Here is a 24050-nt window from a genome sequence, read left to right as displayed (position 1 = left end):
CGCTGGAACAACTCCCACAACTCGTCCGGCACCAGCCGCTCAACGATTCCCACGCCAACAGGCTACCGAACACGCCAAATGAGATGACCTCTAAGACCTACCGAGGCTCCATCCGGCAGACTCGGTGCCCGGTAGCCGCCGGCAGGTGAGCACTCTCTTTTCCCTGGACATCGAGTCCTGTTGACAGATCGTGCCCCTGCCGGTCGGCCAGGAGCGAAATCGCTGATGGGATGTCGTGCCCGCCCGGTTGTGGCGTGAGCACAGCCTTATTAGGTCGCTGATGGTTCTCCTGCGGGCTACTGCCGGTCGAGGTCGATGATGGAGGACGAGTTGCTGTTCGTTGGGGACGACTGGGCCCAGGACCACCACGACGTCGAGCTGATGGACGCCACGGGCCGCCGGCTGTCCAAAGCCCGGTTGCCGGAGGGCGTGGCGGGGATCGAGCGGTTGCACGTGATGATCGGTGCCGAGCTCGGAGAGGACAGCGAGGCCGAGGTGGTGATCGGGATCGAGACTGATCGGGGTCCGTGGGTGCAGGCGCTGATCGCCGCTGGCTACACGGTGTACGCGGTCAACCCGCTGCAGGCCTCGCGCTACCGGGAACGCCTGGCGGTGTCGGGGGCCAAGAGTGACGCGGCCGACGCGCACATGCTCGCCGACATGGTGCGCACCGATTCCCACCAGCTGCGCCCTGTTTCCGGGGACACCGCCGACGCCGAAGCGGTCAAGGTGGTGACGCGCATCCACAAGACCCTGATCTGGGAACGGACCCGCACCACGCAGCGGCTGCGGCACGCTCTGCTCGACTACTTCCCCGCCGCGCTGGAGGCGTTCGAGGACCTGGACGCGCCTGACGTCCTGGAGCTGCTGGCCAAGGCACCTGATCCGGCGGCCGCAGCTAAACTGACGACCACGCAGATCAGTGCGGCCCTCAAGCGCGCCCGCCGGCGCAACATCGCCGACAAGGCCACCAGGATCCAGGCAATACTGCGCGCCAGGCACCTGGGGCAGCCCGCCGCCGTGACCGCGGCCTACGCCGACTCGGTGCGTGCTCTTGTCGCGCTGCTGGTCGCCTTGAACGAGCAGGTCAACTTCCTGCACGGGCAGGTCGAGGCCTACCTCGACCGCCACCCCGACGCTGAGATCATCCGCTCCCAGCCCGGACTGGGCCCGATGCTCAGCGCCCGCGTCCTCGCAGAGTTCGGCGACGACCCGCACCGCTACGCCAGCGCCAAGGCCCGCAAGAACTACGCCGGAACCAGCCCGATCACCCGCGCCTCCGGCAGAAAGAAGGTCGTGACCGCCCGGTACGTCCGCAACGACCGGCTCATCGACGCCCTGATCGCCCAAGCCTTCTCCGCACTTCGGATCTCCCCCGGCGCCAGGGCCTACTACGAAAAGCAACGAGCCCGCGGCGTCGAATTCAACGCCGCCCTGCGCCAGCTCGCCAACCGGCTCGTCGGCATCCTGCACGGCTGCCTGAAAGCCGGCACACCGTACGACGAGGCGACCGCCTGGTCCCACCGGGCCCACGCACTCGCTGCCTGACCCCACCTCATGGAAGGCCCTCGGCCAGTGTGCTGAAAGAGCCCGGCACCGGGCCCGGTGCCGTTGCCCTCCCGAGTCGTCCTCGATGAGAACAGTCGCTTCCCGATCTCTGTGATCTGGCCACCACGGAGGTACGGAGTGTCTATCGTCGAACCGCGCTGCTGATCGAGGTTGCCAAGGGGCCGGGGGCGGAGGGTGGTGGCGTCGGGCGTGGAGCAGGCGGGGGGCGTGGGCGAACCGCGGCACGTGGTGCTGTCGCTGGGGATCGCGTTGACGCGTAACGAGGACGGTGACTCACCACGGTTCGGCCTGGACGTCCTGGAGGACGCCCCCGTTCATGCCGTCAGGGTCGCAAAGATCCTGGAGGAGTTCCGGTACACGACGCGGCGCCCGACCGCGGCACCGCAGGGACAGGCCGACTACGGGGAGCTGGTCGAGGCTGCGGTCGAGGCCGAGGACGCCGACGTGCTGATCGTGCATATCGTCGGGCACGGTGAGCTGGCCGACGGCAGCAGCGAGAAGCTGTACATCCTGGGCAGCGACGGGGAGCGCCTGGGCCGGCCAGTGGGCGGATGGATCGACCTGATCGAGGACCACCCCAGGCGGCACCGGCCGATGACACTGTTCGTCCTGGACGTCTGCTACGCCGGGCAGGCCGCGGTGACTGCCTGGCACTCGCGGATGGACGTGGACAACCGCCGGGCCTGGGTGCTGGCCGCGACCGGACCGGACAAGCAGGCGTTCGGCTACCGCCTGAGCCAGGCCCTGGTACGGGTGCTGGAGAAGTACCGCGACCTGGAGGTCCGCTTCGACCCCTCGCTGCGGTATATCCCGCCCGCCACGGTCTGGCGGGATATCGACCGCACTGTCAAGGAGCTGGCTGAGCAGGACAACGGGCTGCCGCAGTCGATCCTGACCAGCCTCGTCCCCGGCCACGCCGACCTGTCCCACCTGCCGTTCTTCCCCAATCCCTCTCACATCCCCGGCAGCAGCAGATTGGCACTGGCCTCGGGCCTGCCCCCGGAGATCGCCCGCTTGGCGGACTGGGCCGCGGACCCCCTGCACTTCATGCGCCGCGCCGGCGGTGGCGAACCGGTCGACCGGGACTGGGCCGAGGGCTACTTCAGCGGCCGCACCACGCAACTCGACAGCCTCACCACGTGGCTCGACGACGACACAGCCGCCCCCGGGCTGCGCGTGGTCACCGGCAAAGCGGGCGTCGGCAAGTCCGCGCTTCTCGGAATTCTCCTGTGCGCCGCCCACCCGGCACTGCGCCGCCACACCCGCGCCTTGTGGGCTGGACTCGACGACCACGTGCCTGGCGAGAACAACCGGATAGCTGCCGTCCACGCTCGGCGCCTCGGACTCGAAGAGATCACCGCTTCCCTGGCCCGCCAACTACGCCACATCACAGGCTCTGACAGCGTGGCCCCACCGGCCGGAGAATCCCATGAAACGACGGGGAACCCGGTCCAGCACCTGCTGAGCCTGCTGCCTTCCAGCAGCCATCCGGTCACCATCGTCATCGACGCCCTCGACGAGGCCCTACAACCCCAGGACATAACCACCGCCCTGCTGCTCCCGCTCGCTCGACATGCGCAGACGGGGGACGGCCGGCTGCGGCTGCTGGTTGCCACCCGTGAGGACAGTCGGTTCGACGAACTCATCGATATGGCACGAACCGCCAGCGCGTGCACGGACTTGAGTGCCATCCCACGGCACGAGGTCCGCCGGGACGTGGCTGCCTACGCAAAACGGCTCCTGACCGCCGACGGCCCGTACACCCGCAGCGCCCTACGGGCCGCTCGGACCACTCTGGCAGAAACGCTCGCCGAAACCCTCACCACCCACGCCCCGACCAGCGGGCCGGACCACGACACCGAAGCCCTGGAGTGGGGCGAGTTCCTCACCGCGGGACTCTACGTCCACCACCTTCTGGCCATCCCGCCTGCCACCACCCCCGAAGACGCCGTCCAGCTCGGTCTGGCCGTGCCCCGCAACCTGCCCGACATCCTCGAACTCGACCTGCAGCGCCATACCGACCGGATCCACCTGCGCCCGGTTCTTACCGCTCTCGCCTTCGCTCAGGGCCGAGGCATGCCCGAAAACGTACTCGCTCACGTCGCTGCTGCCTTCACCGCTGACGGCGACCCTCCACCCTCTCTCCGGGACCTATACGCTCTCCTGGATGGGGAGGCACGCTTCTACCTGCGCCGCGACGTCGACACCGACGGCAGCACCCTCTACCGGCTCTTCCACGAAAGCCTCGCCGACTGGCTTCGCCAGCCCACCAAGCCTCCCGCTGACCAGGTCTCCCCGGCGGAGCGCCTATTTGAGCAACTTCTGCTATGCGTCCCCCGGGACATGGCTAGCCGCAGGCTCTGGCAGCACGCTGCTGGCTACCTCCTTCGGCACATGGCCCAGCACGCAGTCGATGCAGGACGCCTCGACGATCTACTCGACGACGCCGCTTACCTCCAGCACGCCGACCCACAGGCTCTCGCCGATGCCTTGCCCTACGTCCAATCCGATGAGGCCACGCTCCATGCTGCTGTCTACCGCGTCTCCTGGGGAGTCCACCACGCCCTGCCACCCGCCGCGCGCCGGCAGCTCCTTGCGTTGGACGCGGCGCGTTTCTGTGACGCGCCCCTGCAGCGGGCGCTACCCGGCGATGCTGACTGGACTGTGCAGTGGGCGACAGGACGTCTGGTCTCGCTGGCGCTCCGCCGTACTCTTCCCCTGGGACCCCTTGATGGTGGGGTGGTCGCGGTGCCGGTGGCGGTGTTGGAGGGACGCCCGCACGTTGTCGTCGCCAGCCGATATGGGTCTGTGCGGGTGCGAGACTTGACCACCGGTGCACAGGCTCGCGAGCTACCCGAACACATCCGCGGGGTGCTTTCGATAGCGATGGTGGAGTGGAAGAGACGCCCGCATGCCGTCATATCTATCTATGACGGTCCGGTGTCGGTGTGGGACCTGACAACCGGCGCCCCGGTTCGCGAGCTGCCCGACCTCGCGCCTGGCGTGATGCTGATGGCGACGGCTGTGTTGGAGGGACGTCCGCACGTTGTCACTACCAACCACCGCGGTCCGGTGTCGGTGTGGGATCTGACGACCGGTGAGAAGGTCCGGGAGCTGACAGGTCTCACTGGCGCGGTGTTCGCGTTGGCCGTGACGGAGTTGGAGGGACGTCCGCACGCTGTAATGGGCGGTTCCGACGCCCCCGTGTCGGTGTGGGATCTGACGACCGGTGGGAAGGTCAGGGAGCTGACAGGTCGCACTGGCGTGGTGGACGCGGTGGCGGTGGCGGAGTTGGAGGGCCGCCCGCACGCCGTCATCGCTGGCTCCGATTCGTTGCGGGTGTGGGACCTGACAACCGGCGCCCCGGTCCGCGAGCTAGGCAGTGGCCTCAGTGTAAGCGCCGTGGCGGTGGTAGGGCTGGGGGGTCGCCCGCACGCGATTACCGGCAGCTCCGATTCGTTGCGGGTGTGGGACCTGACAACCGGCGCCCAGACCGGCGAATTGCCCGGCGACACCGATTCGACGGTGAATGTAGTTGGGGTGGTAGGGCTGGGGGGTCGCCCGCACGCGATTACCGGCAGCTCCGATTCGTTGCGGGTGTGGGACCTGACAACCGGCGCCCAGACCGGCGGATTGCTCGGCCACACCGGTACGGTGAATGCGGTGGCGGTGGCGGTGCTTGGGGGACGCCCGCACGCCGTCACTGGTAGCTACAACGGGTCGATGTGGATATGGGACCTCATCACCGGCACCCCGGTCTCCGACCTGACGGACCGCCCCCGCGGGGTGAACGCGGTTGCTGTGACAACGCTGGAAGGCCGCCCGCATGCCGTCACCGGCTACGCGTCGGTGCAGGTGTGGGATCTGACCACTGGCACCTCGCGCGAGCTGGGCGGCGACTTCGAGGGCATAGTGAGCACGGTGGCGGTGACCACGGTAGAGGGACGTCAGCATGCCGTCACCGGCTGCGACAGGATGAGTGGGTCGGCGTGGGTTTGGGACCTGACCACCGGCGCCCAAGTCCGCGAGTTGGCTGGCCACTTCGGCGGGGTGAACGCGGTAGCGACGACACATCTGGAAGACCGCCCGCACGCAATCACGGTCACCGGCACCGGCGGGTGGGATGGCGAGTTGTGGGTGTGGGACCTGAGTACCGGCACTCCCGTCCTTCATGTGAGCGGCTTCACCCTTGCGTTGAGTGCGGTGGCGGTGGTGGTGCTGGGGGGACGCCCGCACGCCGTCACGGGCGGGTACGACGGCTGCGTGTGGGTGTTGGACCTGGCTACGGGCGATCTGGTCCGTGAGCTGGACGGTCACACCTGGGGAGTGAACGCGATCGCGGTGGCGGTGCTCAAGGGACGCCCGCACGCCATCACTGGAAGCCGCGACCGGTCGCTGCGGGTGTGGGACCTGACCACCGGCACCTGCCTAAGCACGTTTCACTTCCCCGACGCCGTGACAGCTGTCGACGTCACCGAGGGTGGCACGGTGGTGGTCGGCTTCGGCCATGAAGTGGCTGTTCTCAGCCTTGAACCCCTGACCAGGAGACTTCGTTGACAAGTGAGACTACTTCGCCGTTCCGGGTCGTCGCCGTGCACGGCATCTACAACAGTTTCGGCACCGGAATCCCCGAGACGCGCAAGGAAGAACTCCGCGCACTCAAGGCTGCCGCCTGGGCACGAGAACTGGCGGTCGGCCTCGGTGTCTCCCCGGACTTGCTCGACGTCGACTTCGCCTATTACGCGGACAGGCTCCGCCCCGGGCCGGCGGCCCAGGGCGAGCAGGATGGCGATTTTCTGGAGGACCCGCGCGCGCAGGAGTTCCTCGACGCGTGGGCACGAGAGCTGGGGCTGCCGGAGGAGGTGGCGCAGGGGCATGCCGCGGTGCCGCTGCGCGGGTTCGCGTCGTGGATGGCGCGCAGGTTCGACCTGGCGGAGGGGCCGCTGGGGGTCTTCATCCGGCTGCTGTGCCGTGAGGTCGCCGCGTACCTGCGCGCCGCAGACGCCCCGGAACGTATCGCGGCGCGGGAGGAGGTCGCGGCGCGGATCGCCCGGCACCAGCCGCGTATCGTTGTCGCGCACTCGCTGGGTTCGGTCGTCGCCTACGAGGCCCTGCACGCCCACCCGGAACTGCGGCCTGAGCTGTTCCTCACGCTGGGCTCGCCGCTGGCGCTGCCCCGCGTGGTCTTCGAGCGACTCATCCCCGCACCCCGGCCCGCCGACAGCCCGCAGCTGCGGGGTGCGGGCCTGCCCGGGGGGACGCGCTGGGTGAACATCGCCGACCCCGGTGACCCCGTCGCCGTCCCACCCCAGCTGGGCAGGTTCTTCGACGGGATCGCCCTGGACCACGCCACCGCCGTCAGTGCTCTCTTCCGTTTCCATCACGCCGAGAATTACCTGCGGTGCGCGACCACGGCAGCCACCATCGCCCCCTTCCTCGGCATCTGACCCAGCACCTGGACTACCGGCCGCTCTCACGCGGCCGTTGAAAGAGCGTCTGGATGCCTGACTCCCACCCGGGTGGTATCCCGTTGAGGCACAAGGGCCAGGCGCCGGGACAGCGCCCCGGTGCCCCGGCGAGGCGACCACCAGGTCCCACCGAACCTGTTCACTCCCCACTTGACACGCCAGCTCATGGGATGTCTGTCAAGTCCTTGTGTTCAGCTCGACAGGCTTACTGAGAGTTGGCTGAGCGCGGCTGTTCGGGCTTCGGCAAGGGCGGCGGGCAGCGGATCCTATGACGCGCTGACCCTCGCAGGACGCCCTGAACCTGCTGGCCAGCTGGGCCACGGACAACGACGACATCGAGCGGTCCGCGCCGGCCGACTCCGAGCCGGCCGTCTCGTCCGAGGCGCCCGACTGACCAAGGAGCGCGCCAAACCGTGACACCTACGCTCTGCCACCGCTGCCCGCACCCTGAGCGCCCCGCATGGTCCCCAGGTCAGCACGAGGGGTAGAGAAGGCCGGCTGCGCGCAGGCAGGGGAACGACGGTGGCGCCCTTGCGTAGGGCGTCGCTTTCGAGGGCGAGGTGCCGGATGACCTCCTCGTACCGTGGCGAGGGTTCGGCGCAGGTCGGTGTTCTCCTGTCACAGTCGGCTGAGGTTCGCCTCCTTCCTGTCACCGGGCCCGGGAGGCTCCGGGTGCGTCGTGGGCTGGGCGGGCGGCGCATCCGCGCCCTGGACCGTCAGCGGCAGGTCGTTCTTGTCTCCCGCGATCACCGGAGGGGCATGTCGGAAAAGTCTGGGTGCCTGAGCCAAGGGAAGTTCTCGGTGGCGGGGTGAGCTCGTCTTCGCCGTTTCCGGCCGTGGCGAACAACGCCCCCCGCGATGAGCACGAGCGGCCCGCTCATCCGGACATCGCCTGGTTCCCGTGGGCGGCGGTGAGCCTCTCCCGCAGCCAGGTGGGGTCGTTGAGGTGGTTGAAGCCGTATGACATGCCGCGTTTAGCGTAATGGGCACTTTGGGTTGGTCGGCCGCGTCACTCTGGAAGGGTTGATCACGGTCGTGTCAGGAGCCCTGTGTACGGATCACGGGAGAGGGCCGTGCGGTTCGGCCATGACCGCCGGATGGCCCCGAGTGTGTCGGGGCGGGCGCTGGATGCACGGCACGAGGTGAGCAGGGACACGGTGACCGGGACTTTGAGGACACCGGTGCAAGGGCACGGCGATGGCACAGAGTGAGCGGCGGCCGGACAACGGCATGATGGACCGTTCGGAAGGTTTCGGTGAGCGGCTGCTGGGGGTGCTGCTGGACCGGGCACATGAGATGCCGCCGCAGCTGATCGCACCGCTGATTGCGGAAGAGGTGGCCAGGGTCGGTGGCCGCGACGTCTCCATCCTGCTGCAGGACTACGGCCAGCTGATGCTGGTGCCGCTGCCGGGTCGGCGGCTGACGGTCGGCGAGCCTGAGCCGATCGATGACTCTCCCTCAGGCAGGGCATTCCTGCAGGCGACCACTGTCGAGGTGCCGCAGTCCGACGGCGTCCGGATGTATCTGCCGTTGCTGGACGGCAGCGACCAGGTGGGCGTGATGGCCCTGACCCTGGACACCGTCGATGACGACGACCGGCGGCTACTGCGCAGGCTCGCTGGTCTGGTCGCCGACATGCTGGTCACCAAACACAGCTACACCGATCAGTTCTTCCTCGCCCGGCGCCGCGAGCCGATGAGTGTGGCCGCGGAGATCCAGTGGTCTCTGCTGCCGCCGCTGGCGATGTCCGTCCCGCAGGCAGCGGTGGCCGGAATCCTGGAGCCCGCTTACAGCGTCGCAGGCGACAGCTTCGACTACGCCCTCAACGAGGACATCCTGCACCTGGCCATGGTCGATGCGATGGGTCACGGACTGGACGCCGCCACGATGGCGACCGTTGCCGTCGGGGCCTATCGGCACGCCAGACGTGCCGACATCGGCCTGTCCGAGATCTATGCGTTCATGGACCGGGCCATTGCGGAGCAGTTCGGGCCCGACCACTTCGTCACCGCGCAGATGATGCGTCTGGACATCGCCACGGGCCACCTGCAGTGGGTCAACGCGGGCCATCCTGCCCCGCTGCTGATCCGCAATCACCAGGTCGTCCGGCAACTGGCAGGCCCGACCACCCTGCCGGTCGGCTTCGGTGGTGAAGAGCCCGAGGTCAGTGAGCAGATGCTCCAACAGGGCGACCGGGTGCTGTGCTTCACCGACGGCCTGATCGAGGAGCACGAAGCCGGTGAGGAGCAGTTCGGCGAGGAGCAGCTCATCGACTGGGTCAACCGCATCGAACGCACGGAGAAGGGAGTACGTGCGGTGGTGCGCGCACTCTCCCACGCTCTGAAGCAGCAGCGCGGCGGCCGCACGAGCGACGACGCGACGCTCTTCCTGATCGAATGGCGCGGGGGCGCCGCCGACCACCTCGCTCTCCTGGAGTGAGCCGACAGCCACCACCACAGCCGAAAGGGTGGCGGCTGTCGGCCCGGCGATGAGCTTCAGGCCGTCGTGGGAGGTGTTGCCGCGTGCGGCGCTCAGGGCGGGCGGTGAGGGGTGAGGGTCGGGCTGCGGTCGGTCGGGATCGGAGGTCGGTCAGTTCCCGGGCGTAGGGATCGCGGTGGCCCTCGGTGCGCGAGAGGGCCCCCGACTTGGCGCTCCGGGCGTCAAGGGCGGCGAAGAAGGCCGCGGTGGGAGGTCGCCCGGATAGCCGTGGAGCAGGGTGCTGTTACCGGTGAGGGCGATGATTCGAGCCAGCGCCGGGGGCGGGTAGTGCAAGCGCAGGGATCCGCCGGCCACGCCGGTGGCCCACGACGCGTGGAGGAAGGCGTTGAGGCCGGTCACGTCGCAGAAGGTGACCGTGGTCAGGTCGACGTCGATGGTGCGGATGCCGTCGCGCAGGCATTGCCCCAGTGACTCGCGCACGACGTGCTCCGTTGTCAGATCGATCTCACCCGCCAGGGTGATCAACGCGCGGCTGTGCCTGTCGTGCCGGTAGAGGGTCAGCTGTGGAATGGGCATGGCACCTCGGTTCAGGAGACCGGCCCGGCAGCGCGAAGGGCCGGACACCCGGCTCTTCTTGCGCTCGGTACACGGTCGTGCTCTCGTACAGAGAGGCGAACGGCCGGTTCAGCAGCCTGCGTTCCAGGAGCAGGGCCGGCTGGTTACCTCGGGGATGCGCCGACGATCGGACGGAGTCCACTGCCGCAGACATCTGTGCCGACAGCAACGCGCATCGGGATCTGGGACAGAGCTGTCGTGCAGGGGGTTCACGTCTCGGTGCGGTGCCACGTCCAGAACCGCCACCGCCGGGACCGGCCGGAGGGCAAGGTCGACATGCGATCACCGTCGCGCGCGGTAAGGAGCTGCATCAGGAGCACGCCCAGGGCGATCATCGCCAGGAGTACGCCCACCGTCGTGACGGTTTCCATGCCTCTCACATTCCTTCTGCCGGGGTGGGCACGTGGTCGATGGCCGCTCCGGCAGAGACATGTGAGGCCGGGCGGCGGGCGTCGTGACCGCCTTCGGAGTCCCAGACCGCCTCCCGGAGCGAGTCCGAGCCGGCCGCTTCCTCTGCCGCGATCCGGAAGCGTTCGGCCTCATCGATCAGGCCGGTCGCCGTGAGGCTCCGCGACGGGTCGGTGGCCGTGGCCATCAGCCGGGCCGCGGTGGCCGGTTCTGTCTCCGGTGGGATCACCAGCAGGTCCCAGCGGCCGACGGTGTAGGAGAGCAGCAGCAGTTCGTGCGGGTCTTGCTCGGCCTCGAACCAGCCGACGTGCACCATGTGCCCTTGGACAGGCAACTTTCGTGGGATGACCGGCCAGAACGTGGGGTTCACCGTTACTCGGGTGATCCGCCCCCACAGCGGGTCGAGGACCTCGATGAGCGCCGGAAGCTCCGCCGTCAGGTCGCGGGAGCGGGGCCACCAGGCACCGTCGATCAAGGCTGGGGCGGTGTCGGCGGGCGCCAGCACAAGTCGGGGCGGCAACGAAGAAAGGGGCCGCTCTTCGACCGCGGGCTTCAAGAGAATGGTCGCGGTCATGATGCGGACCCAACCCCGGGCCGGTCACGGCCGGCCCGGTTGCCGTGAATCGCCGAGAACGACGTCAGCGTGGAAGCCGGTGTACGAGATGCTCTCGGTAATCACCAGGATACTCCTCGCCGACGCCCGACGGACCGAGACGGGAGTGGCGGGCTGACCGAACGCGTCCCACGTAACACAGCCGAGTAGTGCTGGGCCGGGGCACCCGAGCCATCGTGCCCGAGACCGGTCCGGTTACGACTCCCTGGGGCCTGCAGCGAGACTCCCGCAGGTATCGACAGCCGCTTCGCCGAATGCGGAGACGTCTCCACAGCCGCCCCGGCGTGTGCGGAGTACCGTGGACACCACCGAGGGCCCTTCGCACACCGGCTTCCATGCCGGGGCGTTCTCGGCGAGAGATGAAACCCGGGTCGCCGTACAGGCGGCCCGGAGACGGGTCCGCATCATGTCGGCGACCTTGCCCCAACCCCTGCCACACCACGAGCCCATCGCAACCCCGGCCGCGCGTCTCGCGCTGAAGAGCGACGGCCCGTCCCGCGGCCTCCTGGACGGTGCCTGGTGGCCCCGCTCCCGGGACCTGCTGAGCGAGCTGCCCGCACTGATCGATGTGCTGGACCCCTTGTGGGGCCGCATCACCCGCATCGCCGTCAACCCGAAGTACTGGCCGGTCATCCCGCACGACATTCCGGTGGACGGTCATGTCGTCAAGGTCGGTTGGTTCACCCCGGAGATCGACCCGCACAAGCTGCTGCTGCTGCTCTCCTACGGCACCGGCCGCTGGGATCTGCTGGTCATTCCACCCGAGACCGGGGCGGCGTCGGCGGAGCGCCTGATGGCGGCCGCGTCCGACTACAACGGCCCGCCGCTGACCGCCAGCGCTCTCATCGCTGCGGACGAGGCCCGGCACGCCGTATCCGCCGCCGACCGGCCACTCGAAGCGGACGAGCCAGCAAGGTACGAGAGCGGCACCTCCTCCACGGCTGTTCCGGCACAGACCGGTCGCATCAGCCGCCTGATCATCGGCATGTGAGACAGCCGCCATGAACACCGTCCTGCGACCGCCGCCTTCCTGGTCCTCATTGCAGCGGCGGCGTTCGTGATCCACCGGCTCAACATCGAGCACGCGGAAAGGATCATGCGCCGACCGTCGGCGAACGACGTGACCACCGCGACGGCAGCCGCGGCCGCAATCGGACCACTCACCACAGGTGACGAGACGACGTCCCTGGCCCCGCGCACCGACCGTCGGCGACCGTCGGCGCGGCCCGTGCTGACGCATTTCGGCCCTGCCTCACGAACCGACGCAACCACACGTAGGGATTTCGACCGGCGGGTCCCCGCACCACGCGGTCCTCGTTCCGAGGAGCATCACATGCAAGTCCTGATCGTTCTCATCGTCGTGATCGGCCTCCTGGGCATCCTGGCCCTCGCCCTGTCCGTGAAGGTCGTCAAGCAGTACGAGAGGGGAGTGCTGCTCCGCTTCGGCCGCCTCGTCGGAACACGCTCCCCGGGGCTGCGGTTCATCATCCCGTTTGCCGACGTCCTGCACCGGGTGTCGCTGCGAGTCGTCACCATGCCGATCCAGTCCCAGGGCATCATCACCCGGGACAACGTGAGCGTCGACGTGTCGGCGGTCGCCTACTTCCGGGTCGTCGACGCCGTGAAGTCGGTCGTCGCCGTGGAGAACGTCAACACGGCGATCAACCAGATCGCCCAGACCACCCTGCGGAAGGTCGTCGGCCGGCACACGCTCGACGAGACGCTGTCGGAGACGGACCGTATCAACCTGGACATCCGCCAGATCCTCGACGTCACCACCGTCGACTGGGGTGTGCAGGTCACGCTGGTCGAGCTCAAGGACATCCAGCTGCCCGAGACCATGAAGCGTGCCATGGCCCGCCAGGCCGAGGCCGAACGGGAGAAGCGGGCGAAGATCATCAACGCCGAGGGCGAGTCTCTGGCCGCAGCCGCGCTCGGCGACGCCTCGGACACGATGATGGCCCACCCGCTGGCGCTTCAACTGCGCAATCTGCAGAGCCTGGTGGAGATCGGTGTCGACCAGAACACCACCGTCGTCTTCCCCGCCCCCCTCATGAGCACGATCGGCGAGCTCGGCTCCTTCCTCGCCCGGGAAACCGCGGCCGCTGCACCCGCCGCGGCGGCGCCACGGGCCGACAGCGGCTGCGCCGACAAGTCCCTCAGCCCGGCCGACGCCGCGCCCGGCCCTGCAGCGTGACCCGACTCCCGCCCACACCGTCACCGCGTACCGCCGCGCGGGGCGGGCGAGCGATCCGTGCCACCGGGACGGCCTCGTGGCCGACGCCCGTCGCGCGCGTCCTGCGTGCATCGGCTGATGATGGAAGTACGGCCGAACACGCGGAGCTGATCATGACGGGTTGGCGTGTCAGGGACTACACCCCGGACGATCTCGAAGCGGTGGTCCGCGTCGACATGGAGAGCGGCACGACCGAGGAGCCGCCGCTCTTCCCTCTCTCGGACGCCGTCACCGCCCTCCAAGCCCGCCACCCCGCTGTGGTGGCCACGGCCGAGGACGTGCTGATCGGCGCCGCGGTGAGCAGGGTGGAGGGCGACCGGGCATGGATCCTGCGCATCTGCATGGCGCCCGGCTGGCGACAGCGCGGACTGGGCAGTGCCCTGATCACCGCCCTCGAGCAACCGCTCTTCGCCGACGGCGTCCGGGCGGTGCACGCCGTCCTGCCCGAGGGCGAGACCGGTGCCACCGCCCTGCACAACTGCGACTTCGGCGCCCGCCCCGGGCTGGTGTTCTTCGAAAAGCGCCGGCCGGTGACCCCACAGTCCGTCGGCACGCTGTCCTCGCTCGGAGCGGAGCTGCCGCCGGGGGGACTGTGGCAGAAGGTCGCGGGCATGCAACGGGAGAAGCGGCTCATCGAGCGGCGTCTCGTCCTGCCGCTGGCCCATCCCGAACTGGCCGCACAGCAGGGAGTCGAGCTGCCGCGGGCGGTGATGCAGTTCGGCCCGCCCGGGACCGGCAAGAGCACGTTCGCGCACGCGATCGCCAGCCGCCTGGGATGGCCCTTCCTCGAACTGTTCCCCGCCCGTCTGGCCGCCGAGTACGGCCTGGCGACCGGGCTTAGCCGACGCTTCGGCGAGATCGCCCGGCTCGACCACGTCCTGGTCTTCATCGACGAGGTCGAGGAGGTCGCCGGCGAACGCGGCGGCGCGGACGCGACCGCGGTCGGCGTCGTCAACGAACTGCTCAAGGCGATCGTCCGGTTCCGAAGCCAGGACGGGCGGCTCCTCGTCTGCGCCACGAACAACGTGACCACGCTCGACTCCGCCTTTCTGCGGCACGGCCGCTTCGACTACGTGCTGCCGATCGGCCCTCCCGACCACACCGCCAGGACCGCGCTGTGGGAGAGCTACCTGGCCCGAGCGGGCGCGCGAGCTGACAGCGCGGTGCTCGCGTCCGCCAGCGAGGGGTTCACCCCCGCCGACATCGCCCACGCGGCGCGCACCGTCTCCCAGGCCCAGTTCGAGCGCACCGTCGACACCGGAACCCGGGCCGCCCCCACCACCGACGACTACCTGGACACGATCCGCGACACCAAGCCCACGGTCAGCGCCGCCATGGCCCAGGAATTCGCCCAGCAAACGCAGAAGTTCGCCCGCATCTAGCGTCCAGGCCGGCGAGGAGTCGATCTGCGACGGACGTGTCAGGCCGGCGTAGACGGCGTGTCGCTGCCCGTGTCGATGAGGATCTGGTTGGCCTCGGTGACGTTGTCGGCCCGTACAGCCCTGGCCATCGCGGCGCGTGCCGCGTCGGGTGACGTATCCGGTGGGACTAGCAACAGCGAGAAATGGTCCCGGTCGCCTCGGGTAATGAGGACGGTGTCGTCACCGACCGGGAAGGAATCGATGTGCACGACTCGGTCGTCGACCATCACCCGGGTCGGCAGTTCGTCCCATGCACTGCCGTCCAGACCGACTCGGATGACAGGTCCGAGATGCTCGGTCAACGCGGTGATCAGTGAGGGTAGCTCGGCAACTATGTCCCGGGACCGCGGCCACCATGCGCCGTCCAGGATTCCCTCGCGTGCGTGTGTCGTCTCCAGCCTCAGCAGGGCCGTTCCTGGTTTCACCGACCGGTGGATGGCGTCCGGCAGAAGCCTGGGGAGGTCGGGGGTGTCTGAGTCAGCCATGGAGTCCGCCCCTCCGCAGAGAGCAATGCGACGCAGGGCGTTCGACCGACCCTACGTAGTACCCCTGTCACCTCACCGTACTCCGCACGACGCTCGCGCGAGCGCTTCGCCACAGGGCGCGGTTACAACGACAGGCAACGGCTCCGGCGTATACCGCCGGAGCCGCCCTTCCGGGTCATTGCACGTGAGCGTGCGCCGACCCCCTTTCCACGTTACGCCAAAGGGATCAATCCGGCATGAGCAATCCTTGCGAAGATTCGCTTTGGTCCGAGAAGCCGACGCGGCGGCTCACCCACGCCCTTCCTCTTCTGTCTCCATCTGCCGTATCCCCTGGTGGGTCAGCGTGACCATCGCGGGCGTATTACCCCTCGCCCAGTCCACGACGACCAAGCCTTCGCCCGCCAGATACATACAGGCAGCGGCCATGTCCTGCTCAGGGATACCGAGGTCGTTGCGGAGCTTCGCCCCATCGACGCCCAGGAGGCGATTGCCCTCGGCGGCTTGGTACAGAGCCCGCATGATCCTCTCGCGGTACGTCTTCCGGTCTCGCAATATCGCCATGACGCGCCTTCCTCTACCGCCCACGGTCGGGCCGAAGTCGATGTCATCCGCGGTCGCTGTCGGGGTGGTACGGGTTGGAACGGTCGCGTCCGCCGCCGGCCAGCGGTGCCTCCGGGGCCGACGGCCGATCCCCGGCAGAGCGTCGCTGTAGTGGAAGGCGGCGATCCGTTCGTCGTGCCGAGCGTTGAGCCGGTGGATCAGAACAACCCCGACGGCGATCAGAACGAGCAGCACGGCCACGGCGATGACAGTCATGGTTCTCTCACCTCCGTCGACCTGCGACCGAAGGCCCTGTCGAGCCGATGGGCCGGGGCAGGTACGACGGCCGACCTGCTCCGCCGTCGGTTTCCCACGCTTCTTCCCTGCTTTGGGCATCGATCCTGTCTGCTGCTTCCTCTTGGGCCAGGGCGTCGGTGCCGGCGTCGGCCATCAGCTGCGCGGCGGCGTCCGCACCGGTCTCCGGCGGAATGACCAGCACGTCCCGGCGGCCACTGGTGGAGAAAAGGGTGAGTCTGTGCGGATCCTGCTCCTCGGTGGACCAGCCCACATGCACCGTGCGCCCGGCGACAGACACCCAATGCGGGATGACGGACCAGTAGGTCGGGTTCACGGTGACGCCCGTAATGCGGCCCCAGAGGTCATCCAGTGCGGCTGTCAAGAGTGGCAGCTCGCGGGTGAGGTCACGGGAGCGAGGCCACCACATGCCGTCCAGCCCGCCCGGCGCGGGCGTCAGGGACAGGCGAGCCGGTATCGACGGCGAGCGCCTGGCCGATGTCGTACGGTCGATGGTCACGGACATGACGCGAACCTGCCCCCGGGCTCGTGAACGGCCCGGCGTTGTCGATCACCGGAAACGGCACCCGCAGGGGAGCCGGTGCGCGAAGAACTCCCGGTGCCTTCACACTACTCCGCTCACGATCCGAAAAAGCGGGATGACCAGGTATTTTCCTGCCTTCGGGCCCTGCTCCCGGGTGCCCGAGGAGCGCCCTGTCAGAGCCAGTCCTTGCGCTTGAACGTCAGATACAGCACGGCGGACAGAACCACGATGACGGCAGCGGAGGTGATGAATCCGGACTGACGGCCGAAACCGGGGTAGGGCAGATTCTGGCCGTAGTAGCCGGTGATCGCGGTGGGCACTGCGATGATCGCGGCCCAGCTCGTCACCTTCTTCATGATCAGGTTCATGCGATTGGCCTGGACCGAGAGGTTCGTCTCCATGACCGAGGCCACCAGGTCCCGCAGTGATTCCGTCCATTCGGTGGCACGCAGCACGTGATCGTAGACGTCCTGGTAATAGGGGACGAGAGGGTCGGTGATCACGCGCAGGCCGGGGCGCATGAGGGTATTGACAACCTCCCGCATCGGGAGCACGACGCGGCGCAACTGGACGAGCGATTTGCGGAGCGCGAAAGCCCGGCGCTGCACGGCTTCGATCTCACGGCGCCCGGCCGCGAAGAGCAGACCCTCCAGCTCCTCGATACTGTCGTCCAGCTGCTGGACCGCAGCGAAGTGGCCGTCCACGAGATGGCCGAGCAGACCGTGCAGCAGGAATCCGACGCCATGGCCGGCCAGGTCCGGGCTCTCGTCCCAGCGGGCGACGACGTCCTCCATGTCGAAACCGTCGTCCTTGCGGACGGTGATCATGGCCTGACTGGTGAGGAACACGGCGATCTCGCTGTACGTCAGTTCCGCACCGTCCGGACTGACGATGACGGAATAGGCGCTGAGGAACTCGTGGGTGCGATAGCGGTCGAGCTTCGGCCGCTGCCCACGCTGTGCGGCATCCTCCAGAGCCAGCTCGTGAATACCGAACTCGTCGCCGAGCGTGGTGAATTCGGCGGCTCCGGGCCGGTACAGGTCCAGCCACACCACCGACGCCGGATCGGTGAGATGCCCGGAGATGTCACTGACGGGAAAGTCCTCCAAGATGAGAATGCCGTCGTGATACAGGCGGGTGCGCGTCACCATGGCCCGAGGCTAGTGTCTTACGCCCTGATCATGCCGCTACACCCCAATTGTCAGCGCGGCAGGCTCCCGACATCACCGGACGGTCGGCGCACCCCCACACATGCTCCCCAGCCGATATCGCAACGAGACGGTACAGCGTCCCAACGGTCCTCCGAACGGGACAGCAGTCCGCGCACAGTCCGCAGGACACCAGCCAAGGCTGTCGCGGCCCATCACTAAAAATCACAAAAAGGCCAGTTCAGCGACCCGCAGGGAAGATGCACTCAGTCACCGACGCGCCCCGCTACTAGCCTCGGGCTTTCATAAGTGAGCCCGTCCAAGGCTTGATCAAATAAGTGGAGAGTGTCACTGACCTGCAGCGATGGGACTTGTCAAAGGTCCTGTCAGCTGCAAGGAAAGATGCACTCTCCAGGTGAGCAAGCGCAGTGGGTTGTGTCCACGTGCCCGCGTCCGGTGCGACGGTGAACACGGCCGGATCGACCTCCATGGCGTGCGGCTCCCACGGTTGGACGGTCCGGTGCCGACCGCGTTCCGCCCCCGCCTGCGGCCGCCGCGCCGCAACTTCGGTAACTCCTCGACTCGCAGATGCAGCGCGCGAGCCAGTGCCCCCCGCTGTTCTTCGGCAGGGAACCGGCTTGCCGTCCTGCGACGCTTCCCGCCCGGTCGTGTGCCGCAGCCCCGACCGGGTGGGAAGGTGGGCCACCGGGGTGGTGCCGGTCAGGCGACCGGGCTGAACGTCCACAGCAAGTTGGTGCTCTGCTGCCACGTCCACTGCTTGGTCACGGACCCTGAGGCGACTCTTCCGCCGCTGTCGAGGACCAGTCCCGTGCTGCGGTTGGCGATCGAGTACTGGCCCTGGCCGCGGTGGGTGATCCGCCACTGCTGCGTGTCGCTGCCGTCCCAGGCCTTCTGCCGGGCAGGGTCGCCGTTGATGGTGGAGCCCCAGCCGTCGGCGACCATGCCGTTGGTGCGGTTGACGAGCTTGTAGTAGCCGTTGCCGAGTTCGATTGCCTGCCACTGGAGATTGGAGTTGTTTATCGGCTGCCACTGCTTCAGGTTCGAGCCGCTGGCGACATTGCCGCCGCTGTCCAGCGCCAAGCGGCTGGTGACATTGGTCAGGCGGAAGTACTTGTCGGGCCTGAACGTCACCTTGAGTGATCTGATCGCGTCATTGTTGCCGGTCGCCACGAGATCGGGGGTGTTCGAGGTGAACGTCCAGGCGGTGCCGGTGAAGTTGTCACCGGAGTAGCCCGTCATCTGGTAACCGTCTGGTACCAGGATGGAGGAGGCCATGGCGGGCCCCAGGCCGGCGGCGGACAGCTGGGAGGAGGTGTAGCTGCCCAGCGGCAGAACGGCGCTGGTGCCTTGGTAGTTGACGTTTTGGAACACAGCCGGTGAGACCCTGATGGGCATGCCCTGGACCTCGACGCACACCACGGAGACGTTGGTGTCCGGCGCGGTGGTCGGCACGGTGACGTTGATGGTGCCGCCGCTGACGGTGTACGAGAGCGAGGCCGAGGGGTTGTTCAGCAGATAGACGCGGCGGATCGTGTTGTCGGGCGCCGGGATCTGCAGCTGGCCGTTCGTGGGCCAGGTGAAGACGTGGGCGAAGAGTTTGCCGTTCTTCTTGGTGACCTTCCCCCACGCCGGTTCGGTGGCGAACGGGCTGCCGCTGGTTCCGTGGATGCTGTCGCTGTACGTCGACATCCATGAGGCCAGGCCGTTGAGGACGGTCTCCGTTCCGGCGGTGACCAGGCCCTCGCCCGTGGGGCCGATGTTCAGCAGGTAGTTGCCGTCCCGGGAGACCACCGTGACGAGTTCTCGGACGATGTCCTTCAAGGATCTGTAGCGGTTCTCAAGGCCCGAGTTGTAGCCCCAGGAGCCGTTCATGGTGGCGCACTTCTCCCACTGCCGGTCCATCGGCTGGGCGGGTATCCCGAACTCCGCGACCGTGTAGTCGCCTAGCCCGAGGTCCCGCTTGACCCGTTCGTTGACGATGAGGCCGGGCTTGCGGGCGATCAGCCAGTTGTAGAGGTCGATGCCGTCCGATTTCAGCCACCAGTCCTCCAGGGTTGGGCTGGAAGGCTCGCCGGACCAGTCGCCGTCGAACCACAGCAGTGCCGGGTCGTAGCGGTCCAGCAGTTCCTGGAGCTGCGCCTTCATGTCGGCGATGTAGGCGGTGCGGGCGGCCTGCGAGGACATCGTGGTGAGACCGCCCTGATGACGGTCGACCTGTGACGGATGGTTCCAGTCGAGGATCGAGTAGTACAGGCAGAACTTGATCCCGCGGCTCTCGCACTCCCTCTTGAGGCCCCCGAGCAGGTCGGTCTGGAAGCCGCTGTAGTCGTGCAGGTTGTACAGCTTGGCGCCGGTGGTGTCGGTGAAGCTCGCCACGTCGGAGTCCCACATCGCGTAGCCCTCGTGGTGCTTGGCGGTGATCACGAGGTACTTCATGCCGGCGTTCTTGGCCAGTTCGGCGATGGCGGCGGCGTTGAACTGGCTCGGGTTGAACTTCTGGCTGACCTGGGTCTGGTAGCTCGCCTTGCTCCACCGCTCCGAGTCCATCGCCCACTCGCCGTGGCCGAGATACGAGTAGGACCCGAAGTGGATAAACATCCCGAACCGGGCCTGGTACCACCAGTCCATCTTCGAGGGGACGTTGTACGCCTCCGCGGTAGAGGGCCACAGGACCTGCAGCAGCCCTAAGGCAGCCACTCCCCCGGCAAGGGCGGCGGCCTTCATCAGAGAGCGTCTGGTGAGGGATGCAGAGGACATGGTGCGGCTCCATGGGTTGGGGGAGGGAGGGCAGGGCGCTTGGAGCGGAACACCGGCACGGCGGCCGTGTTCCGCTTCATCCTCAAGAAGACATCGGATGGATTTATAGGGGAATCGCGAGGGTCGCGTCTACAGTTGAGGCGATACCCGCCCAAGCCGAGAGAGGACAGGGGATGTTGCAGGCGGTATGTTGGACCTGAAAGGTCATCCATTCGATGAGTGGGGCCGCTATACATCGGATCTATAGCCCGCTATTGCGCCTACCTATTGATCTTGGTTGTGGCCTGCTGCTCGGCGGCGGGAAGCCGGCGGGCATGGCCCGCCACTTGACTGGCCGCAGCAGCCGGGCCGCGTCGATGACGTCGGACCCGCAGAACGCGGCCGGGTGCGCACGGCTGTGCCGTCTGGTGTCCGCCACGCAGGTACACGGCCCTTCTTGGTGCCGTCTTTCCGATCGACGTCCCGGAGCCGCTCGACGTTGCCGTGGGGTCGGCGGAGGACCACGCCGCCGAACTGCACCGCGCCGGCAGCGCGAGAAGTCCTTTCCGCGGAGGGTGGGCCCGGACGGTGCGGACGCCTTCGCCGTCAGCGTCGAGAACGGTAAGAAGGCGGTCCTTTCCCTCGATTCTGCGCGTGGGGCCCTGCCGTTGTGGGTCTGGGCTCGGGAGTGGCTGGATGGCCGGGCCATCGCAGAGTCGACACACTGCAACTATGTCGGGTTCATCCGAAACCATCTCGTACCGCGCTTGGGCCAGAAGCCGCTGGCAGGACTGGCGCGACGCGACTTTGAGAAGTTCGCCAAGGGCCTGTATGCCGACGGTACAGGGCTGGCGGCCTCCACGGTCCATGACCGCATGGTGATGGTGGCCGCCATGCTGGAGGCAGCCGTGGTCGACAAACGCATCCAGGACAATCCCGGCCGTGGCGTCCGGGTCTCCCGAGCGGGCCCGCTCGCGGTGGACGATGACGAGATCCCCACGCCGGGCGAATTGATCACGAGAAAATCGGCGACGCCGAGGTCGATCTGATCGCCAAGCACATCGCGCCGCAGTACCGGCTTACTGTCTACCTGCAGTCCGGAACTGGGCAGCGACCTAGCGAAGCCCTGGCCTTTTCCAGCGAGTACCGCAGGCCCGGCTTCGTCAGAATCCGCTGGCAGGTCAGCGCTAACCTCGCGCTTTCACGAGGTGGGGTGTCCGAAGCTTGATCAAATAAGCGGAGAGTGCTCCTGACCTGCAACGATGGGACTTGTCTAGGGTCCTGTTGGCTGCAGGGAAAGAAGCAATCTCCAGATGAAGAAGCGTATCGGGTCGTACCCGCGTGTCCGCATCGAGGGCGGCGGCCGGGCGGTGGTCTCGCAGGCCGGGGGCGTGCTGCTGGTCGAGACCGTCCGCAAGGCCGGCCTGGACACCGCGATATCAGCGACGCTGACGCCGTGGCGGAAGGCCCGGGCGGTGCACGACCCGGGCAAGATCCTGCTGGACGTGGCCCTAGCCGTCGCGCTGGGCGGCGACTGCCTCGCGGATGTCGCCATGCTGCGGGCCGAGCCAAGTGTGTTCGGGCCGGTGGCCTCCGACCCGACGGTCTCCCGCCTCATCGACACCCTTGCCGCCTCCGGGGAGAAGGCCCTGCGGGCCATCCGTGCCGCGCGGGCTGAAGTCCGCCGCTATGTCTGGCGGTTGGCCGACCGGAAAGCGCCTGACGCGGGCGGGACGGTGACCGTGGATCTCGACGGGGTGCTGGTGATCGCGCACTCGGACAAGGAGGACGCCGCGCCCACGTGGAAGAGGACCTACGGTCACCACCCGCTGATGGGGTTCGTCGACCACGGACCGGGCGGCACGGGTGAGCCGGTGGCGGCCCTGCTCAGGCCGGGGAACGCGGGCTCGAACACGGCCGCCGACCACATCACCGCCGCCCGACTGGCTTTGGCCCAGCTGCCGAAGAAGTACCGGCGCGGACGCCGGACCCTGATCCGGACCGACTCCGCGGGCGGCACCCACGACTTCGTCGCCTGGCTCGCCCGGCGGGGACGGTGGCTGTCCTACTCGGTCGGCATGGTGATCACCGAGCAGGTCCATCGGCATGTGCTGAGCGTTCCGGCATCGGCCTGGACGGCGGCTGTCGAGGCGGACGGCGAGATCCGTGACGGCGCCTGGGTCGCCGAACTCACCGGCGACGTTCTGGGCGGATGGCCGCAGGGCATACGGCTGATCGTCAGGAAAAAACGACCACACCCCGGGGCTCAGTTGAGGCTCACGGACGCGGACGGCATGCGGCTGACCTGTTTTGCCACCAACACCGTGGGGCGGCCGATCGCCGAGCTCGAACTCCGCCACCGACTGCGGGCCCGGGCCGAGGAGCGCATCCGCGCCGCCCGGGCCACCGGCCTGCGCAACCTGCCCCTGCACCGCACGCCCAGAACCGGATCTGGCTGGAGATCGTGCAGATCGCTCTCGACCTGCTGGCCTGGATACCGATGCTCGCACTGACGGGCAAGGCCAGGTGCTGGGAGCCCCGCCGACTGCGGCTGCGCCTGTTCACCGCGGCCGGACAGCTCGTGACCACCGGCCGGCGGCGGATCCTCCGCCTGGCCCGGCACTGGCCCTGGACCGGTCACATCACCACAGCCCTCGACCGGCTCACCCAACTGCCCGACCCTGGCTGACCAGCAGATTCCCCATCTCTTCGACAGCACCTCAACACCCGGAGCAGTGGAATCCGGCGCCATCCCGAGGCGGCACTCGGGTCTTCGGCCTGCGCAGGCTCAGCCCACGGCACGAAAACGGTCCACCGACTCCGTCGGCGGACCGTCAAGAAAGATCGAGGTTAATTGCCAACTAAGTCGCAAACTAATTGGCGAGGCGCTAATGTCGTGTCACGTCCAACGCATCTATGGATTCGTTAGGGTGGGGTAGATACATCGTGAAGGCGGGGCTGGAGCCGACCGTGGTCAGCCCGCAGCCCCGCTGACGTGCTACCGCCGGGCTAGGCGTGACCTGCGCTGGCCAGCTGCACACACAGCTGGAGTAGGGCGACTACGAAGCACAGGAAGCCCCAGTCCGGCGGTTCCCTCCATTCGGGCATGACTCACCTCCTTCCTTGGTCGCGCGGAAGGTAGACGACGCCCTAGGGACCGTCGATGCTGAAGCTATGGCGTGTCCTGACTGTCTGTAGGCCCCGTTTCGTAACTGGCCATAATTGGCGAATTCCGCCTGCGTGCTCTCGGAATTGAGAGTTCTCGGCGTGGCGTTCCCCGTTAGGGCCGACGGCGCCGCGGCGTACAGTGGCTTCGAGCCCGTGAAAGGGGCAGGCGTACCGGGTGGCCGTGCACCGCCCGCGTCGGGGCGGGCCGCGCGAACCCGTGCGCCCGGGAGGGGCGACCCCCGGCCCGCCACTAAGAGGTCATCTCATTTGGCGTGTTCGGTAGCCTGTTGGCGTGGGAATCGTTGAGCGGCTGGTGCCGGACGAGTTGTGGGAGTTGTTCCAGCG

Annotated in this window: 16 protein-coding genes and 1 pseudogene; 9 read left to right on the top strand and 8 right to left on the bottom strand. The window is 67.9% G+C overall.

The genetic code is table 11. The features are described 5' to 3' along the window. Window positions 1-330 precede the first annotated feature (330 nt). From ACH47Z_RS45195 to ACH47Z_RS45180, 4 genes are all read left to right on the top strand, one after another. A complete protein-coding gene (locus ACH47Z_RS45195; RefSeq protein WP_399085860.1) occupies window positions 331-1548 on the top strand; it encodes an IS110 family transposase in 1218 nt (405 codons plus the stop codon). 228 nt (window positions 1549-1776) lie between these two features. Continuing rightward, window positions 1777-6126 carry an AAA family ATPase gene (locus tag ACH47Z_RS45190; RefSeq protein ID WP_399085857.1) on the top strand — a complete coding sequence of 1450 codons (4350 nt, stop codon included), beginning with the start codon at window positions 1777-1779 and terminating at the stop codon, window positions 6124-6126. Next, window positions 6123-7016 carry a serine peptidase gene (locus ACH47Z_RS45185; protein ID WP_399085854.1) on the top strand — a complete coding sequence of 298 codons (894 nt, stop codon included), beginning with the start codon at window positions 6123-6125 and terminating at the stop codon, window positions 7014-7016. The genes ACH47Z_RS45190 and ACH47Z_RS45185 overlap by 4 nt, the downstream gene beginning before the upstream one ends. A 1218-nt stretch (window positions 7017-8234) precedes the next feature. Beyond that, a complete protein-coding gene (locus ACH47Z_RS45180; protein WP_399085852.1) occupies window positions 8235-9476 on the top strand; it encodes a PP2C family protein-serine/threonine phosphatase in 1242 nt (413 codons plus the stop codon). A gap of 150 nt (window positions 9477-9626) precedes the next feature. Here the strand turns inward: ACH47Z_RS45180 and ACH47Z_RS45175 are convergent, their stop codons facing one another. From ACH47Z_RS45175 to ACH47Z_RS45165, 3 genes are all read right to left on the bottom strand, one after another. Continuing rightward, complete coding sequence (locus ACH47Z_RS45175; protein WP_399085849.1) at window positions 9627-10052, bottom strand: STAS domain-containing protein; 426 nt, start codon at window positions 10050-10052, stop codon at window positions 9627-9629. A gap of 248 nt (window positions 10053-10300) precedes the next feature. Then, entirely contained in the window at window positions 10301-10462 is a 162-nt protein-coding gene (locus ACH47Z_RS45170; protein WP_399085846.1) for a hypothetical protein, read from the bottom strand. A 5-nt stretch (window positions 10463-10467) separates the two neighbouring features. Next, window positions 10468-11073: a DUF5994 family protein gene (locus tag ACH47Z_RS45165; RefSeq protein WP_385310975.1), complete on the bottom strand. Its 606-nt coding sequence runs from the start codon at window positions 11071-11073 to the stop codon at window positions 10468-10470. Between the two features lie 337 nt (window positions 11074-11410). Between ACH47Z_RS45165 and ACH47Z_RS45160 the strand changes: the two genes are divergently transcribed. The 3 genes from ACH47Z_RS45160 to ACH47Z_RS45150 all read left to right on the top strand — a co-directional run bounded on the left by ACH47Z_RS45160 (window position 11411) and on the right by ACH47Z_RS45150 (window position 14730). Beyond that, on the top strand, window positions 11411-12103 hold the full coding sequence (locus tag ACH47Z_RS45160) for a DUF5994 family protein (RefSeq protein WP_399085843.1): 693 nt from the start codon (window positions 11411-11413) through the stop codon (window positions 12101-12103). Window positions 12104-12445: 342 nt separating this feature from the next. Continuing rightward, window positions 12446-13309: a slipin family protein gene (locus ACH47Z_RS45155; protein ID WP_399085840.1), complete on the top strand. Its 864-nt coding sequence runs from the start codon at window positions 12446-12448 to the stop codon at window positions 13307-13309. A 152-nt stretch (window positions 13310-13461) separates the two neighbouring features. Further along, window positions 13462-14730 carry an ATP-binding protein gene (locus ACH47Z_RS45150; protein WP_399085837.1) on the top strand — a complete coding sequence of 423 codons (1269 nt, stop codon included), beginning with the start codon at window positions 13462-13464 and terminating at the stop codon, window positions 14728-14730. Window positions 14731-14768: 38 nt separating this feature from the next. On the opposite strand, the gene ACH47Z_RS45145 is transcribed toward ACH47Z_RS45150, so the two are convergent. The 5 genes from ACH47Z_RS45145 to ACH47Z_RS45125 all read right to left on the bottom strand — a co-directional run bounded on the left by ACH47Z_RS45145 (window position 14769) and on the right by ACH47Z_RS45125 (window position 20558). Continuing rightward, entirely contained in the window at window positions 14769-15254 is a 486-nt protein-coding gene (locus tag ACH47Z_RS45145; protein ID WP_399085834.1) for a DUF5994 family protein, read from the bottom strand. Window positions 15255-15542: 288 nt separating this feature from the next. Beyond that, window positions 15543-15815: a hypothetical protein gene (locus tag ACH47Z_RS45140; RefSeq protein WP_254585307.1), complete on the bottom strand. Its 273-nt coding sequence runs from the start codon at window positions 15813-15815 to the stop codon at window positions 15543-15545. A gap of 262 nt (window positions 15816-16077) precedes the next feature. Continuing rightward, complete coding sequence (locus ACH47Z_RS45135) at window positions 16078-16614, bottom strand: DUF5994 family protein (RefSeq protein WP_399085831.1); 537 nt, start codon at window positions 16612-16614, stop codon at window positions 16078-16080. A gap of 191 nt (window positions 16615-16805) precedes the next feature. Next, window positions 16806-17783 (bottom strand): magnesium transporter CorA family protein, encoded by a 978-nt coding sequence (locus ACH47Z_RS45130; RefSeq protein WP_399085827.1) that lies wholly within the window; start codon window positions 17781-17783, stop codon window positions 16806-16808. A gap of 717 nt (window positions 17784-18500) precedes the next feature. Continuing rightward, a complete protein-coding gene (locus ACH47Z_RS45125; protein ID WP_399085824.1) occupies window positions 18501-20558 on the bottom strand; it encodes an alpha-L-fucosidase in 2058 nt (685 codons plus the stop codon). 746 nt (window positions 20559-21304) lie between these two features. Between ACH47Z_RS45125 and ACH47Z_RS45120 the strand changes: the two genes are divergently transcribed. Continuing rightward, window positions 21305-21586, top strand: coding sequence for a hypothetical protein (locus ACH47Z_RS45120; RefSeq protein ID WP_399085821.1), 282 nt, complete (start codon window positions 21305-21307; stop codon window positions 21584-21586). 264 nt (window positions 21587-21850) lie between these two features. Next, window positions 21851-23226 (top strand): annotated as a pseudogene (locus ACH47Z_RS45115) (IS1380 family transposase). Window positions 23227-24050 lie beyond the last annotated feature (824 nt).

The organism is Streptomyces sp. NPDC020192, assembly GCF_044388685.1.
Classification (GTDB): domain Bacteria; phylum Actinomycetota; class Actinomycetes; order Streptomycetales; family Streptomycetaceae; genus Streptomyces.
Note: the sequence above shows the minus strand (reverse complement) of the source record. Positions and strands in the feature narration are given on the sequence as shown.

Coding starts and splice junctions, on each gene's coding strand:
- ACH47Z_RS45180 (WP_399085852.1), top strand. CDS start 8,235: ATGGCACAGAGTGAGCGGCGGCCGGACAACGGCATGATGGACCGTTCG.
- ACH47Z_RS45175 (WP_399085849.1), bottom strand. CDS start 10,052: ATGCCCATTCCACAGCTGACCCTCTACCGGCACGACAGGCACAGCCGC.
- ACH47Z_RS45170 (WP_399085846.1), bottom strand. CDS start 10,462: ATGGAAACCGTCACGACGGTGGGCGTACTCCTGGCGATGATCGCCCTG.
- ACH47Z_RS45165 (WP_385310975.1), bottom strand. CDS start 11,073: ATGACCGCGACCATTCTCTTGAAGCCCGCGGTCGAAGAGCGGCCCCTT.
- ACH47Z_RS45155 (WP_399085840.1), top strand. CDS start 12,446: ATGCAAGTCCTGATCGTTCTCATCGTCGTGATCGGCCTCCTGGGCATC.
- ACH47Z_RS45150 (WP_399085837.1), top strand. CDS start 13,462: ATGACGGGTTGGCGTGTCAGGGACTACACCCCGGACGATCTCGAAGCG.
- ACH47Z_RS45145 (WP_399085834.1), bottom strand. CDS start 15,254: ATGGCTGACTCAGACACCCCCGACCTCCCCAGGCTTCTGCCGGACGCC.
- ACH47Z_RS45140 (WP_254585307.1), bottom strand. CDS start 15,815: ATGGCGATATTGCGAGACCGGAAGACGTACCGCGAGAGGATCATGCGG.
- ACH47Z_RS45135 (WP_399085831.1), bottom strand. CDS start 16,614: ATGTCCGTGACCATCGACCGTACGACATCGGCCAGGCGCTCGCCGTCG.
- ACH47Z_RS45130 (WP_399085827.1), bottom strand. CDS start 17,783: ATGGTGACGCGCACCCGCCTGTATCACGACGGCATTCTCATCTTGGAG.
- ACH47Z_RS45125 (WP_399085824.1), bottom strand. CDS start 20,558: ATGTCCTCTGCATCCCTCACCAGACGCTCTCTGATGAAGGCCGCCGCC.